We start from the raw sequence: 12813 nt of genomic DNA on the forward strand, positions 1-12813 counted from the left end.
GGGGCCGCGATGTTCGTCTGTCTGTGCATGGGAGTCACCAGCCACGCGGTCAGCGAGGCGGTGGCCAACGGTGCCTGTACGTCGAAACAGATCGCCGAGGCATGCGGTGCCGGCGGTGACTGCGGCCGGTGCCGCCGTACGCTGCGGGCGATGATCGAGGCGCATTTTGCCGTGAACGGCCGTACCACGGAGCGCATCAGTCGCTAGCCGGGAAGTCGGCGCAGAGATCAGTCGGGAGCGCGCTTTTCGGGTCGTTCGGTGAATGCGGTGAGCGCCTCGACGTTGGCCGCGGCGCCGAGCAGGGCAGCGAAGTGCGCTATCTCCCTCGCTGTCGCGGCGGCAATCTCGCCGCGGGTGGGCTCGACGATGGTCTGCTTGACCGCCATCAGACTCGGAATCGACAGGGAGGCAAGTATTTCCGCGTGCTTGCGCGCCTCAGGCAGCAGCTCGTCGGGTTCGCAGACCTTGAACGCCAGGCCCGTCCGGTGGGTCTCGGCGGCATCGATCCATTCCGATGACAAGAGCAGCCATGCGGCGTTCTGCCGGCCCATCAACCGGGGCAGAAGATAAGAGGACGCCGCCTCGGGCGCGACACCCAGGCTGGTGAACGGGGTCTTCAAGCGTGCCGTCGATGACATGAACACCAGATCCGCATAACCGAGAATCGTTGCGCCGATGCCGACTCCGACGCCGTTGACGGCACAGATCAGCGGCTTCGGCAAATCCGTCAGCGCATCGACCATGTCCGTGAAGTGGCTGCCGCGATCGTTGAAGCTCGGGTCCGTGATGCGAAGCTGCATTTCCTTGAGATCGTTGCCTGCACTGAACGCTCGCCCGGCGCCCGTCAGCAGTACGACGGCGACCTCCGGATCGGTCGCCGCATCGCGCAGCGCGACGGACGTGGCGTGGTAGAGGTCTTCGTTGAACGCATTCAGAGCTTCGGGGCGGTTGAGGGTCAGGGTGCGCACCCTGCCGTCGTCGTCGATCAGCAGTGAGGTGTTTTGCTCCTGGTGCGCGCCTTCCACGGCAGCAGCGTAAACGTCAGCCGTTGCTGTACACCCGACTGGGGGCGATCAGCACGGCGGTGCGCCGCTGCTCGGCCATCACCCGGTCGTATTCATCCCAGTCGTCGTGGGTTCCTCCCGCCGAGGTGAACACCTCGCGAAGGAGCAGACGCAACTGGTCGGGGTCGCTGAGCCACTGTTGTGGGTCGTCGGGGCCCGCCAGTTCGCCGTGCCCTTCGACCGTCGCCCACATCCAGCCCTTGCGGAACGTCACCGCGAGTTGCGGTCGCGCCCTCAGGTTGGCCAGCTTCACCTTGCCGTACGTGACGAACGCCAAAACGGGCCGGCCCGTCGCCGGATGCGGGATCACTCCGGCGTTGACCAGCGACGCCTGGATCGTCGCGTCGGCGCGCAGGGTCGACACCACCGCCAGCCCGCTGTCCTCGTCCGCGAGGGCGACCGCTTCGTCGAGCGTGGTCATCGGTTCACCGTCCGCGAGCCGGGGCTGCCGAAGGGGCTGCGGAACACGTACCGGCTTGTCGGCACGGTGTCGACATCACGGTTCGCGCCGAACGCTGCTGTGCTGGCCACCATGCGCTCCATTCTGTCCCGCAGATCGTCGTCATCGGAAGCCCCGAAGAACGCATGCAGATCGGAGATCGCCGCCTGCGGAAAAAGCTCCTCGACGATCGCGGCGATGACGGGCGCCGCCACAGTCAGCGGGTGCACGACGGTGTTCTGGATGTAGCCGAAGGTGGACTGGGTCGCGAGGGCCACCGGCGTGTGGTCCAGATGCCACCGCGATCTCCACGTGGCCTCGTCCAATTCGCCCGGGCGCCGCAGCAGTGCGACGTTGGCCAGGCCGACCGTGCGCTGCCCGGGCACGGTTGCCGGCGGCGGCAACGGAACGGATTCGGTGACAAGGTAGGCCGCGACGTCCTCGCATTCCTCATTCAGTCGCGCGATCGCGGCGTGCACCTGATCGCCGTAGTACTGCTGTGTCCACACGGTCACGAACGCGACCACCGGCGGATCCATCGTCGACAGTGTCATCAGCGAGTTCCGCACGGCGTCGTCGCGTACGTTGATCACCAGTCCCGGCACTTCGAGGTCCAGTAGATCGGCCGCGACGTGTGCGCGCAGTCTCGCGCACCACGCTTCGTCGGCCTCGGCTCCGCGAAGCGTGATGATCACTTTTTCCACCACCCGAATTTAGCCGACGCCGATATTTCGTTTCTTCCCCCGTGATCGCACTGGTTTCCGATAACTTCGAATACCGGAGGGGTGGTGGATTCATTTTCGGTCGGGCGGTTGTGGTTTCACGACCTGACGAAGCCGCGTACCTCGCCGCAGTCATACACGCACACGTCAATTTCTATTTGTGTTGGAGGTGCCGGTGTCCCCACCCCGCAGTTTCGATTCGGTGGCAGGTCGGGTCGCTGATCTCGCGCCGGTCTTTCGTGACCCCCTGGATTCGCCGTATGAGATCTCGAATGAGTTGTACGCAGCGCTGCGGCACGTGCTGCACGACGTCGGCGGCCAGATCGATCTCCCGCTGCCGTTCAAGGAAAAACCCGAAGAGCAATGGGAGATGGACACCTACGTCACGTGCGAATGCCTCGGCTGGCGCGGTGCGTGGAACTCCGAGGAGCGCAGGCGCGCCGAGAACGATCTCGGTGCGACCCTGTATTTCGGTCTGCCCTACTACGCACGCTGGGCGACGGTGGCCGCCAAGGTGTTGGTGAACAAGGGACTGATCACGCCCGACGAATTGACCGCGAAGATCGACGACGTGCGAGCGCGATTGGAGGCCGACGCGTGAGCCAGTACAAATACGAAATCGGCGACCGCGTCACGGTGAAGGACGGCACGACCCTGTTTCACACCAGGACGCAGGCATTCACCCGCGGCAAGACGGGAACGGTGGTCGAATTCCGGCCTGAATGGGTGATTCCGGAGGACGAAGCGTGGGGCCGCGACGACGCGGAACGCGGCGGCCGATATGAACCGTTCTACGTGGTCCGGTTTCGCCAGATTGACCTGTGGCCCAACTACACCGGGTTTGACGTCGACACGCTGGAGACCGAGGTCTCCGAGCACTGGCTCGAGCCGGCGAAGGAGAATCAGTGACCCACGACGACAGTGATCATGGTCATGACCACGACCATGGTGCCCACGATCCGATCCAGGCATCCGATCAGCTCAGCGAATTCGAGGTGCTGGAGAAGGCGGTGCGTGAGCTCGCCATCGAGAAGGGGTTGTTCTCCGAGGAAGACCACCGGCGGTTTTCCGAATGGGCGGAATCGATCGGGCCGAGCGGCGGCTCCAGGCTCGTCGCGAAGGCCTGGACGGACCCCGACTTCAAGGAGCGGCTGCTCGCCGACGGCACCGAGGCCTGTAAGGAGGTCGGAATCGACTGGCTCGACCCGACCGGCGTAGGAACGCCCAGCGACTACACCTATTTCTACGTGCTGGAGAATACCCCCGAGGTGCACAACGTGATCGTGTGCACGCTGTGCTCGTGCTATCCGCGGCCGGTGCTGGGCATGTCGCCCGACTGGTACCGCACCCCGAACTACCGCAGGCGGTTGGTGCGCTGGCCGCGAGAGGTGCTGGCCGAGTTCGGCCTGCACTTCGGACCCGACGTCGAGGTACGGGTGCACGACTCGAACCAGAAGTCGCGGTTCATGGTGATGCCGATGCGACCAGACGGCACCGAGGACTGGACCGAGGAACAGCTCGCGGCGATCATCACTCGCGACACGATGATCGGAGTCGCGCTGCCCCAAGCGGATTGGACGGCGTCGGGGCCACCGTCGGAGGTCAAAGCCAACGCATGAGCGCCAACACCAGCGCTGACCCGAAGACGAGCGCGAGTGAGGATCGCAGCGAGGAACGAGCGAGGACCGGAGCGAGCGGGAGTCGAGACATGAACCCGAAGACGAGCGCGAGTGAGGATCGCAGCGAGGAACGAGCGAGGACCGGAGCGAGCGGGAGTCGAGACATGAACCCGAAGACGAGCGCGAGTGAGGATCGCAGCGAGGAACGAGCGAGGACCGGAGCGAGCGGGAGTCGAGACATGAACCCGAAGACGAGCGCGAGTGAGGATCGCAGCGAGGAACGAGCGAGGACCGAAGCGAGCGGGAGTCGAGACATGAACCCATACGAGGTTCTGCTCGAGACCCTCGATTCGGGCGGGCAACGCGAGACGGCGCTGCCCGAATTGGAGCGCGAGGCCGATCCGTGGGAGTCCAGCATGCAGGCGACGTGTGAATGCCTCTCCTGGCGAGGCGCCCTGGACAATCTCGAACGACGCCACGCCGAGGACGGGCTCGGCGCGTCCACGTACCGCGACGTCCCAGTGCATGCCCGCTCGGTGGTCGTTACCGCCCACGAGCTGATGGACCGCGGCGCATTCACCCCCGACGAACTGCGGGCCCGGATGGCAGATGTCCGCGAGAGGTTCAACCGGCCGTAATCGGCGGCGAGTCGTCGCATGCTTTCCACGTTCGGGAAACGCCGGCGGGGCGAGAATGGGCAGGTGATCATCGGCCGGCTCATCCCGCCGGCGAGCCGCGGTTGGTGGCACGCCGTCCGGCTCACCACGCCGGACGCCGGCGCGGTGGCCCGCAGCATGCTCGGGGTGCTGGCGATGGCCTCGATCGGGCTGGCGTGCAATGTCGCGCCGGCCGCGGTGTGGGGGGCCGGCGCAGCCGCGATCGCCGGTGCCATCGGACTCCAGGACAGCCCCGCCGGGAGGGTTCCACTCGTACTCGGGGTGTCGATCCAAATGGGCGCCGCGGTCTTTCTCGGCGCCGTGACCGCGCACTATGACGTGCTGTTCATCGGTGTGATCGCGGTGTGGTGTTTCGCCGCGGGCATGCAGTGGGCACTCGGCGGCCACGCGGGCTTGGTGGCGGCGGGATGCGGTGCGCTCTTGGTGATCGCACCGCCGGCGGCGCCGACGATCTCGACGGTGGCGCTGTCGATCTTCCTGACACTGGTGGCGGGCTGCGTGCAGGCCGCACTCATCGCGGTGTGGCCGCCCCAGCGGTGGCGGGTGCAGCGTGACGCATTGACCCGGGTATACCGGTCGTTGGCGGCCGACGCCCGCAGCATCGCCGCCGACCGCAGCGCCCCGGTCGAGGACTCCCCTCTGCCGTGGCTGCGGGAAGCATTCGTGGACAGCCAGGCCACCCGCCGTCCGGAGGCTTATCACGGCGGCTACCGGATGCCCGAGCGGCTCAGCGTGACCCTGTGTGCAATGCGCAACGACCGCGGCGACAGCCACGATGACGGAGTTCGGCAGATGCTCAGCGCCGCCGCCGTGTTCCTCGACGCCCTCGCCGAACACGGCCACAACGCGCGGCGAGACGCCGAACACGCGCTGGTCCGGTTCGACGCCGCGGCCGAGCTCGTGACGGGTGCCGAAGCCGCTACGGTACAGCGGTTTTCGCAGCAACTCCACGAAGCGGCCGCATCCCGCTTCGGCGACATTCACCGTGCCGATCTGATCGGGTCGCTCGGCGCCGCGGCCGTGGTGGTGCGCAGCCACCTGACCTGGACCTCGCCGGTGCTGCGGCATGCGGTCCGGTTGTCGTCGGCCACCGCGGTGGGCATTGCCGGCGACCGGTTCGCTCCGATCGAGCACGGCTATTGGATCGCGTTGACCGCGCTGATGGTGCTGCGTCCGGAGACGTCACACACGTATACGCGCTGTATCGGCCGAGTCGCGGGCATCGCCGTCGGAGTGTTGATCGCGTCGGCGCTCACAACGGTGTGGCAACCGACCGGGGCGTCGGCCGCCCTGGTCGCCGCGGTGTTCCTCGCGCTGACCTACGGCGCGACGCAATTGGGGTACCTGGCGGTGAGCATGTCGCTGGCGGTCGCCGTGTTCTTCCTGCTCAGCATCGATGTCGCCGCAGCCAGTGCGACGACCGAAGACCGGTTGTTCTCGATTGTCATCGGTGGTGGGCTCGCGGTAGTGGCGCATGTGATGCTGCCCGATCACGCGATGATTCGGCTGCGGCAGCGGGCCGGAGAGCTGTTGAAGACGGAGATCGATTATGCGGCAACTGTTGTCAAGGCCTTCGTGCACGAACTGGATCATCCGGCCGACGCGCTGTCGGCGGCCTGGCAGCGGGCATACCGCGCACGTGCCGCCTTCGAGGCCGCCGCCGGCGCGACGAGAGGCGATTCGCGCGAGCTCCGCCGTTGGCTGCGGTCGTACCGCACCGCGCTGAACGCCGTCACGAGCGCGTGCACGTCCCTGGAAAGCAGTCTGCCTGCAAAGCCGGCGATGGCGCTGAGCCCCGAATTCATCGCGGCCGTCGATGATTACGTCGACGCACTACGGGGCGCACCCCCGAGCCCGGCCACCCCGTGGGCGGTCGACATCGCGGAGTTGACGGCCGCCCACCAACAGCTCAGAGAACAAGCGGCGCTAGTGGATTCGGACAACGGAGCCGCGCGGGCATTGGTCGCCGAGGTCGCGACGATCACCAGCAGCCTGTCCGGCATCGCGGGCACTCGCGAACCCACCGCGGGTGAATAAATCCAACCGCTGACGTCCACTGTTTTCCATTGGCCCTTTGGGTTTTTGGGTTGTTCGAAGCGGCCAATACCTGTTTGACGCGGGCGTAAGCTGAGCGCCTCCGGCTCCGCCGGTCCTTCAGAGCAGCAGGGAGCGATGAGATGGCGTTGCGCGAGTACAGACCGGGCACCACTTTCACCGGTCGGATGGGGCGGACGGTAAGCGAGTCGCAGCCGGCGTGGCCCGCGCCTGTCCGGTCGGCGCCGGAGGCTGCGAATGTCCTGTACATCGTGCTGGACGACACGGGCTACGGGCAGTTCGGCTGCTACGGCTCGCCCATCAACACCCCCAATCTCGATCGGCTGGCGGCCAACGGCCTTCGCTACACGAACATGCACACCACCGCGCTATGCTCGCCGTCGCGGTCGTGCATGCTGACCGGGCGAAACCACCATTCGAACGGGATGGCGTGCATCACCGAGGGATCGACGGGTTACCCGGGATCCAACGGCGCGATCCCGTTCGAGAACGGATTCCTCTCCGAGATGCTGCTGCCCCGCGGCTACGCCACGTTCTGCGTCGGCAAGTGGCACCTGACACCGGCTGAACAGATCAGCGCAGCGGGACCGTACGACCGCTGGCCCCTTGGCCGGGGCTTCGATCGCTACTACGGGTTCCTGGGCGGCGACACCCACCAGTACTACCCGGACCTGGTCTTCGACAACCACCAGGTGGAGGCGCCGAAGACGCCGGACGAGGGCTACCACCTCTCGGCCGACCTGGCGGACAAGGCGATCGAGTTCGTCGCGGATCTGAAGCAAGTAGCGCCCGACAAACCGTTCTTCCTGTACTTCGCCACCGGCGCCAACCACGCCCCGCACCAGGTACCCAAGGAATGGGCGGACAAGTACGCGGGGCAGTTCGACGACGGATGGGACGCCTACCGGGAGAAGGTGTTCGCCCGCCAGAAGGAACTCGGCATCATCGCCGCCGATGCCGAGTTGTCCCGCCACGACCCGGACGTGCAGGAGTGGGCCGACCTGTCGGAGGACGAGCGCAAGCTCTACGCCCGCATGATGGAACTCTTCGCAGGTTTCTTCGAGTACACCGACCACCACATCGGCCGCGTGCTCGACTTCCTCGACGAGGTGGGTCAGCTCGACAACACGATCGTGATGGTCATCTCCGACAACGGGGCCAGCGCCGAGGGCGGCCCGCACGGCTCGGTCAACGAGAACAAGTTCTTCAACAACGTGCCCGACGACCTCGAGCAGAACCTCGCCGCCCTGGACGACCTGGGCGGCCCGAAGTACTTCAACCATTATCCGTGGGGCTGGACGTTCGCCGGCAACACGCCCTTCCGGCGTTGGAAGCGAGAGACGTACCGCGGTGGTGTGTCCGATGGGTTCATCGTGCACTGGCCCGAGGGGATCAAGGCGAAGGGTGAGATCCGAAACCAATACGCGCACGCGGTCGACATGGTCCCGACCGTGCTCGAGGCGCTGGGCATCGAGGCGCCGACCGAGCTTCGCGGGGTGGCCCAGTCGGAGATCGAGGGCGTCAGTCTGGCCCACACCTTCAACGACTCCGAAGCTCCGACGAAGCACCACACGCAGTACTTCGAGATGTTCGCCCACCGCGCCATCTACCACGACGGCTGGCGCGCGGTGTGCCCGTTCCCCGGCACGTCGTTCGCGGAGGCAGGCGTGAGCTTCGGCCAGCTCGAACTGGCCGAGGACCGACTGCGCGCACTCGACGCGACCGGGTGGGAGCTGTACCACGTCGATGTCGACCCGGCCGAAACCAGGGATCTCGCCGAGCAGGAGCGCGCCACGCTGATCGAGATGATCGCGCTCTGGTACACCGAGGCCGGCAAGTACAACGTGCTGCCATTGGACAGCCGCGGGACCATGAGGTTCGCCGATCCGCGCCCGCAGATCGCCGCTGCCCGCGATACCTACGTCTACTTCCCCGGCACCCAGGCGGTGCCCGAGAACGTCGCCGCCAAGGTTCTCAACCGTGCCCACAGCATCACCGTCGACGTGGAACTGTCCGACGGTGATGAAGGCGTGCTGGCCTGCCACGGCAGCAACGTCGGCGGCTACGTGCTGTTCATCCAGGATGGCAGATTGCACTACGTCCACAACTACGTCGGCGCCGAGGAACTCCCGGTGTCCTCCGACGAACCGATACCCGCCGGAAAGCATGCGCTGCGTTATGAATTCGAGCCCACCGGCGCCCCGGACCTGATGGCCGGGCGTGGCACCCCCGGCGTCGGAAAGCTCTTCGTCGACGCAGAGCAGGTGGGTCAGGCTGATCTGTCGGTGACGATTCCGCTGGCACTGGGACTCGGCAGCGGTTTCGCCGTCGGCCGCAATCCGGGTTCGGCGACGTCGGCGCGGTACACGTCGCCGTTCCCGTTCACCGGGACGATCTCGAAAGTCACCGTGGACGTATCCGGAAAACCCGATCACGACGAAGCAGAGACCAAGAAGGCCGAGGCGCGAGTCGCCATGGCGCGTCAGTGAACTCAGAGAGGCCGACCATGGCGAAGGCCACGAAGAAGACCGCAGTGAAGAAGTCGGTGGCGAAGAAGTCCGCGGCGGCGAAGAAGTCCGCGCCGCCGGCGGTCGGGACGCAGACGGCGCCGCACCTGGCGCGCGAGCAATTACCCATCCCGGATCCCAAACACGTCGGGCTCACCACGTATGACGCCAAGGACCCGAACACAAAGTATCCGCCCATCACGGAGCTGCGGCCACCGCCGGGCGCCCCGAATGTGCTCATCGTACTCATCGACGACGTCGGATTTGGTGCCTCGTCGGCGTTCGGCGGCCCGTGCAGTACCCCCGTCGCCGAGCGACTGGCGGCCAACGGACTGAAACTCAACCGGTTTCACACCACGGCACTGTGCTCCCCCACCCGGCAGGCTCTCCTGACCGGTCGCAACCATCACTCGGTCGGGATGGGGGCGATCACCGAGATGGCGACGTCGGCGCCGGGCAACAACAGCATCCGGCCCAAGGAGAAGGCGCCGATCGCTGAAACGTTGAAGCTCAACGGATATTCGACGGCGCAGTTCGGGAAGTGCCATGAGGTGCCGGGCTGGGAGGTGACTCCCGTCGGGCCGTTCCATCAGTGGCCGACCGGTTCGGGCTTCGAATACTTCTACGGTTTCGTCGGCGGAGAGGCCAATCAGTACTATCCGGGTCTCTACGAGGGCACCACGGCGGTCGAGCCGCCGAAGTCACCCGAGGAGGGCTACACCTTGACCGAGGATCTGGCCGACCACGCGATCACCTGGGTGCGCCAGCAGAAAGCGCTGCTACCCGACAAGCCGTTCTTCATGTACTTCGCCCCCGGGGCTACCCACGCTCCTCATCACGTCCCGGGGAGGTGGTCCGACAAGTACAGGGGCAAGTTCGACGACGGCTGGGACGCGCTTCGAGAGCGGATGCTCAAACAGCAGAAGAAGTTGGGCGTAGTACCGCGGAAGGCGGAGCTGACCGAGCGCCACGACGAAATACCCGCTTGGGACGACATGCCCGCCGAACTTCACCCTGTGCTGTCGCGTCAGATGGAGATCTACGCCGGCTTCATGGAGCAGACCGACCACGAGGTGGGTCGTGTCATCGACGCGATCGAGGACCTCGGTGTCCTGGACGACACCCTGATCTACTACATTCTCGGCGACAACGGTGCATCAGCCGAGGGCACACTCAACGGCTGCTTCAACGAGATGACGACTCTCAACGGCATGCCCGGGATCGAGACCCCGGAGTTCCTTCTCTCCAAGATCGACGACTTCGGTACTCCCGAGGCGTACAACCACTACGCCGTCGGCTGGGCCCACGGCCTGTGCGCGCCCTACCAGTGGACCAAGCAGGTGGCGTCGCACTGGGGCGGCACCCGCAACGGCACGATCGTGCACTGGCCAACGGGCATGGGGGACAAAGGCGCGACGCGAAACCAGTTCCACCACGTCATCGACGTCGCGCCCACCATTCTGGAGGCCGCCGGAATTCCCGCACCGACGTTGGTGAACGGGATCGCGCAGGCACCCCTGGAGGGCGTGAGCATGCTGGGCACACTGCGCGACGCCCAAGCACCGGAGAGCCACGAGGTGCAGTACTTCGAGATGATGGGCAATCGTGGTATCTACCACCAGGGCTGGACGGCGGTGACGAAGCACCGCACGCCATGGAAGGCCGACACTCCGCCGCCGTTCGACGACGACATCTGGGAGTTGTACGGCCCCGACGATTGGACACAGGCCCACGATCTGGCTACCGCGAGACCGGAGAAACTCGCTGAGCTGCAACGGCTCTGGTTGATCGAGGCGGTCAAGTACAACGTTGTCCCGCTCGACGATCGTGGGTTCGAGCGGATCAATCCCGACATCGCGGGGCGTCCGCAACTGATCCGCGGCAACACGCAGCTGTTGTTCCAGGGGATGCGCGTCAGCGAGTGGGCCGTGTTGACGCTCAAGAACAAATCACACTCGGTGACCGCCAACGTCGTCGTGCCCGAATCGGGCGCCAAGGGCGTGATCGTCACCCAGGGCGGCAGCGTCGGCGGCTGGTCGCTGTATGCGCACGAGGGAAAGCTGAAGTACTGCTTCAACTTCTTCGGCATCGAGCACTACATCGTCGCCGCCAAGAAGCCGATCCCGACGGGCAGGCACCAGGTTCGGATGGAGTTCCGCTACGACGGCGGCGGCCTGGCCAAGGGCGGCGACGTCACGCTCTACTACGACGGCAAGGCCGTCGGAAAAGGACGAGTCGAGCGCACGATTCCGATGGGCTACTCCGCCGACGAGGCCTGCGACGTCGGTTCAGACACCGGCTCGCCCGCCTCGCCGGACTACGGGCCGACGGGCAACCGCTTCACCGGCGAGATCGAGTGGGTTCAGCTCGACATCGGCGAGGACGGCCACGACCATCTCATCACGCCCGAAGAACGGTTCAACCTGGCGATGGCACGGCAGTAGTCCAGCACAGCTGGACTAGAACACGTTCCAGCGACGGTGTCGAATCTCCGTTACGGCGGTGCGGGACCTACCAACAGCTGACTGATCACGGGGCCGGCCCAGCGGACGAGCTCGTCATGGCTCAGATCTGCGATCGCCGGGTTGGCCAGCACGCAGCGCGTGGTGGCGAGGCCGATCACGAACGCTCCCATCAGGCCGGCCCGCTGTGCAGGGCGGCGGAGTCGCGGCGACCGCGTTTGAGGTCCAATTGCCGTGCGTCACCTCATCGGCGATCGGCAGGTGTCCGCGCGCCTCGAGCAGCAGCGCCCTGACGGCACGGTCGCGCGGGCAGCCGTCGAGGTACGTGCCCAGCCGTCAGCCGACCCGTGAGCCGCTGCAACGCCACTCGGTAGGCGGCTCGGTGCGGAAAGTGTGGAAGAACGTCCCAGAAGGTAAGCGCGCCGATCCCGGGCCACTAGTCGACGACGAACGGGACCTCGGTGTCCTCGGCAAGGACCACGTACATCCGCCGCCAGGAATCGGTGCCCTCGAGGCGCCACTGGTGGCCGGATCCGGCGGTGTCCTCGGCGAGCAGAACGTCGCCGGGGCGCAGCGTGAACTGCTCACCGTCTCGCGTCGAGAAGCTCAACGTGCCGGCCAACGTCACGACCAGTTGACGTACCGGCGCGGTGTGCCAGGCCAATGCCCCGCCGGTGGCGGTCTCCTCGACGGTCACATGAGACACCGCCATGGCCGGCGACACCTGGTCGGCGTTGCGGCCGGGCGTCATGTCGAGTCGGCCGATCTGAACATGCGACGAGTCGTCGTCGCCCGTCCACAAGCGAACGCATCGGATCATTTCCGACTCCTGATGAGCATGGGCTTCTACCCTGCGAAGGGATGGACACCGCCACCGTAATCGTGACGCTGCTGCTCGCGGCGCTGTTCACCTTCTCCGCGAGCATCAAGTTGCTCGGCGTCCCCAAGTCGCTGGAGATCCGCGACCACCTCGGCGTCAAACCTCTGCAGTGGCGGCTCATCGGGGCGCTCGAACTCGCCGGCGTGGCGGGCGTGCTCGTCGGTCTGCTCTGGGCCCCGCTCGGCATCGCTGCGGCGACCGGTCTGGCGCTGCTGTCGGTCGGGGCGATCGCATTTCACCTGCGCGTCCGAGGCGGGGCCGCCGATACCGCGCCTGCCGTGCTCGGACTCGTGTTGGCCCTGGCCGCCGCCGTGCTGCCCACGCTCTGAGTAGCGCGAGTCACACCTGCGCAAACAGCTGTCTTAGATTACCTAACATTTCGTGGTCA

General features: G+C 66.1%; 14 protein-coding genes. 9 read left to right on the forward strand and 5 right to left on the reverse strand.

What is annotated here, in order from left to right; genetic code table 11:
* Window positions 1-9 precede the first annotated feature (9 nt).
* Window positions 10-207 (forward strand): (2Fe-2S)-binding protein, encoded by a 198-nt coding sequence (locus ACVWWN_RS23025; protein ID WP_457145908.1) that lies wholly within the window; start codon window positions 10-12, stop codon window positions 205-207.
* A 20-nt stretch (window positions 208-227) separates the two neighbouring features.
* On the opposite strand, the gene ACVWWN_RS23030 is transcribed toward ACVWWN_RS23025, so the two are convergent.
* From ACVWWN_RS23030 to ACVWWN_RS23040, 3 genes are read right to left on the reverse strand one after another with little or no spacing between them, the layout of a single operon-like run.
* On the reverse strand, window positions 228-1025 hold the full coding sequence (locus tag ACVWWN_RS23030) for an enoyl-CoA hydratase/isomerase family protein (protein WP_457145909.1): 798 nt from the start codon (window positions 1023-1025) through the stop codon (window positions 228-230).
* Between the two features lie 16 nt (window positions 1026-1041).
* A complete protein-coding gene (locus ACVWWN_RS23035) occupies window positions 1042-1485 on the reverse strand; it encodes a TIGR03618 family F420-dependent PPOX class oxidoreductase (RefSeq protein ID WP_457145910.1) in 444 nt (147 codons plus the stop codon).
* The gene (locus ACVWWN_RS23040; protein WP_457145911.1) at window positions 1482-2207 is read right to left on the reverse strand and encodes an EthD domain-containing protein; all 726 of its coding nucleotides are present in this window, start codon (window positions 2205-2207) and stop codon (window positions 1482-1484) included. The genes ACVWWN_RS23035 and ACVWWN_RS23040 overlap by 4 nt, the downstream gene beginning before the upstream one ends.
* Before the next feature lie 193 nt (window positions 2208-2400).
* Here ACVWWN_RS23040 and ACVWWN_RS23045 point away from each other — a divergent pair, with 193 nt between their 5' ends.
* From ACVWWN_RS23045 to ACVWWN_RS23075, 7 genes are all read left to right on the forward strand, one after another.
* On the forward strand, window positions 2401-2826 hold the full coding sequence (locus ACVWWN_RS23045; RefSeq protein ID WP_457145912.1) for a hypothetical protein: 426 nt from the start codon (window positions 2401-2403) through the stop codon (window positions 2824-2826).
* Window positions 2823-3134 carry an SH3-like domain-containing protein gene (locus tag ACVWWN_RS23050; protein ID WP_457145913.1) on the forward strand — a complete coding sequence of 104 codons (312 nt, stop codon included), beginning with the start codon at window positions 2823-2825 and terminating at the stop codon, window positions 3132-3134. The genes ACVWWN_RS23045 and ACVWWN_RS23050 overlap by 4 nt, the downstream gene beginning before the upstream one ends.
* Window positions 3131-3844: a thiocyanate hydrolase subunit gamma gene (gene scnC / locus ACVWWN_RS23055; protein ID WP_457145914.1), complete on the forward strand. Its 714-nt coding sequence runs from the start codon at window positions 3131-3133 to the stop codon at window positions 3842-3844. The genes ACVWWN_RS23050 and scnC overlap by 4 nt, the downstream gene beginning before the upstream one ends.
* A 314-nt stretch (window positions 3845-4158) precedes the next feature.
* Window positions 4159-4482, forward strand: coding sequence for a ScnB (locus ACVWWN_RS23060; RefSeq protein WP_457145915.1), 324 nt, complete (start codon window positions 4159-4161; stop codon window positions 4480-4482).
* An 18-nt stretch (window positions 4483-4500) separates the two neighbouring features.
* A complete protein-coding gene (locus ACVWWN_RS23065) occupies window positions 4501-6558 on the forward strand; it encodes an FUSC family protein (protein WP_457145916.1) in 2058 nt (685 codons plus the stop codon).
* Between the two features lie 140 nt (window positions 6559-6698).
* On the forward strand, window positions 6699-9065 hold the full coding sequence (locus ACVWWN_RS23070; RefSeq protein WP_457145917.1) for an arylsulfatase: 2367 nt from the start codon (window positions 6699-6701) through the stop codon (window positions 9063-9065).
* Between the two features lie 17 nt (window positions 9066-9082).
* Window positions 9083-11527: an arylsulfatase gene (locus ACVWWN_RS23075; protein WP_457145918.1), complete on the forward strand. Its 2445-nt coding sequence runs from the start codon at window positions 9083-9085 to the stop codon at window positions 11525-11527.
* A gap of 50 nt (window positions 11528-11577) precedes the next feature.
* Here ACVWWN_RS23075 and ACVWWN_RS23080 read toward each other — a convergent pair whose 3' ends face one another.
* Window positions 11578-11718 carry a TetR/AcrR family transcriptional regulator gene (locus tag ACVWWN_RS23080; protein ID WP_457145919.1) on the reverse strand — a complete coding sequence of 47 codons (141 nt, stop codon included), beginning with the start codon at window positions 11716-11718 and terminating at the stop codon, window positions 11578-11580.
* Window positions 11719-11981: 263 nt separating this feature from the next.
* Entirely contained in the window at window positions 11982-12365 is a 384-nt protein-coding gene (locus tag ACVWWN_RS23085; RefSeq protein ID WP_457145920.1) for a hypothetical protein, read from the reverse strand.
* Window positions 12366-12406: 41 nt separating this feature from the next.
* Between ACVWWN_RS23085 and ACVWWN_RS23090 the strand changes: the two genes are divergently transcribed.
* Window positions 12407-12754 (forward strand): DoxX family protein, encoded by a 348-nt coding sequence (locus ACVWWN_RS23090; RefSeq protein WP_457145921.1) that lies wholly within the window; start codon window positions 12407-12409, stop codon window positions 12752-12754.
* The last annotated feature ends 59 nt before the right edge of the window (window positions 12755-12813 follow it).

This window comes from Mycobacterium sp. URHB0021, from assembly GCF_054057895.1.

Excerpts from the sequence above, each read along its gene's own strand:
- ACVWWN_RS23075 (WP_457145918.1), top strand. The coding sequence starts at position 9,083 with ATGGCGAAGGCCACGAAGAAGACCGCAGTGAAGAAGTCGGTGGCGAAG.
- ACVWWN_RS23035 (WP_457145910.1), bottom strand. The coding sequence starts at position 1,485 with ATGACCACGCTCGACGAAGCGGTCGCCCTCGCGGACGAGGACAGCGGG.
- ACVWWN_RS23090 (WP_457145921.1), top strand. The coding sequence starts at position 12,407 with ATGGACACCGCCACCGTAATCGTGACGCTGCTGCTCGCGGCGCTGTTC.
- ACVWWN_RS23025 (WP_457145908.1), top strand. The coding sequence starts at position 10 with ATGTTCGTCTGTCTGTGCATGGGAGTCACCAGCCACGCGGTCAGCGAG.
- ACVWWN_RS23060 (WP_457145915.1), top strand. The coding sequence starts at position 4,159 with ATGAACCCATACGAGGTTCTGCTCGAGACCCTCGATTCGGGCGGGCAA.
- ACVWWN_RS23065 (WP_457145916.1), top strand. The coding sequence starts at position 4,501 with ATGCTTTCCACGTTCGGGAAACGCCGGCGGGGCGAGAATGGGCAGGTG.
- ACVWWN_RS23070 (WP_457145917.1), top strand. The coding sequence starts at position 6,699 with ATGGCGTTGCGCGAGTACAGACCGGGCACCACTTTCACCGGTCGGATG.
- ACVWWN_RS23080 (WP_457145919.1), bottom strand. The coding sequence starts at position 11,718 with ATGGGAGCGTTCGTGATCGGCCTCGCCACCACGCGCTGCGTGCTGGCC.
- ACVWWN_RS23085 (WP_457145920.1), bottom strand. The coding sequence starts at position 12,365 with ATGATCCGATGCGTTCGCTTGTGGACGGGCGACGACGACTCGTCGCAT.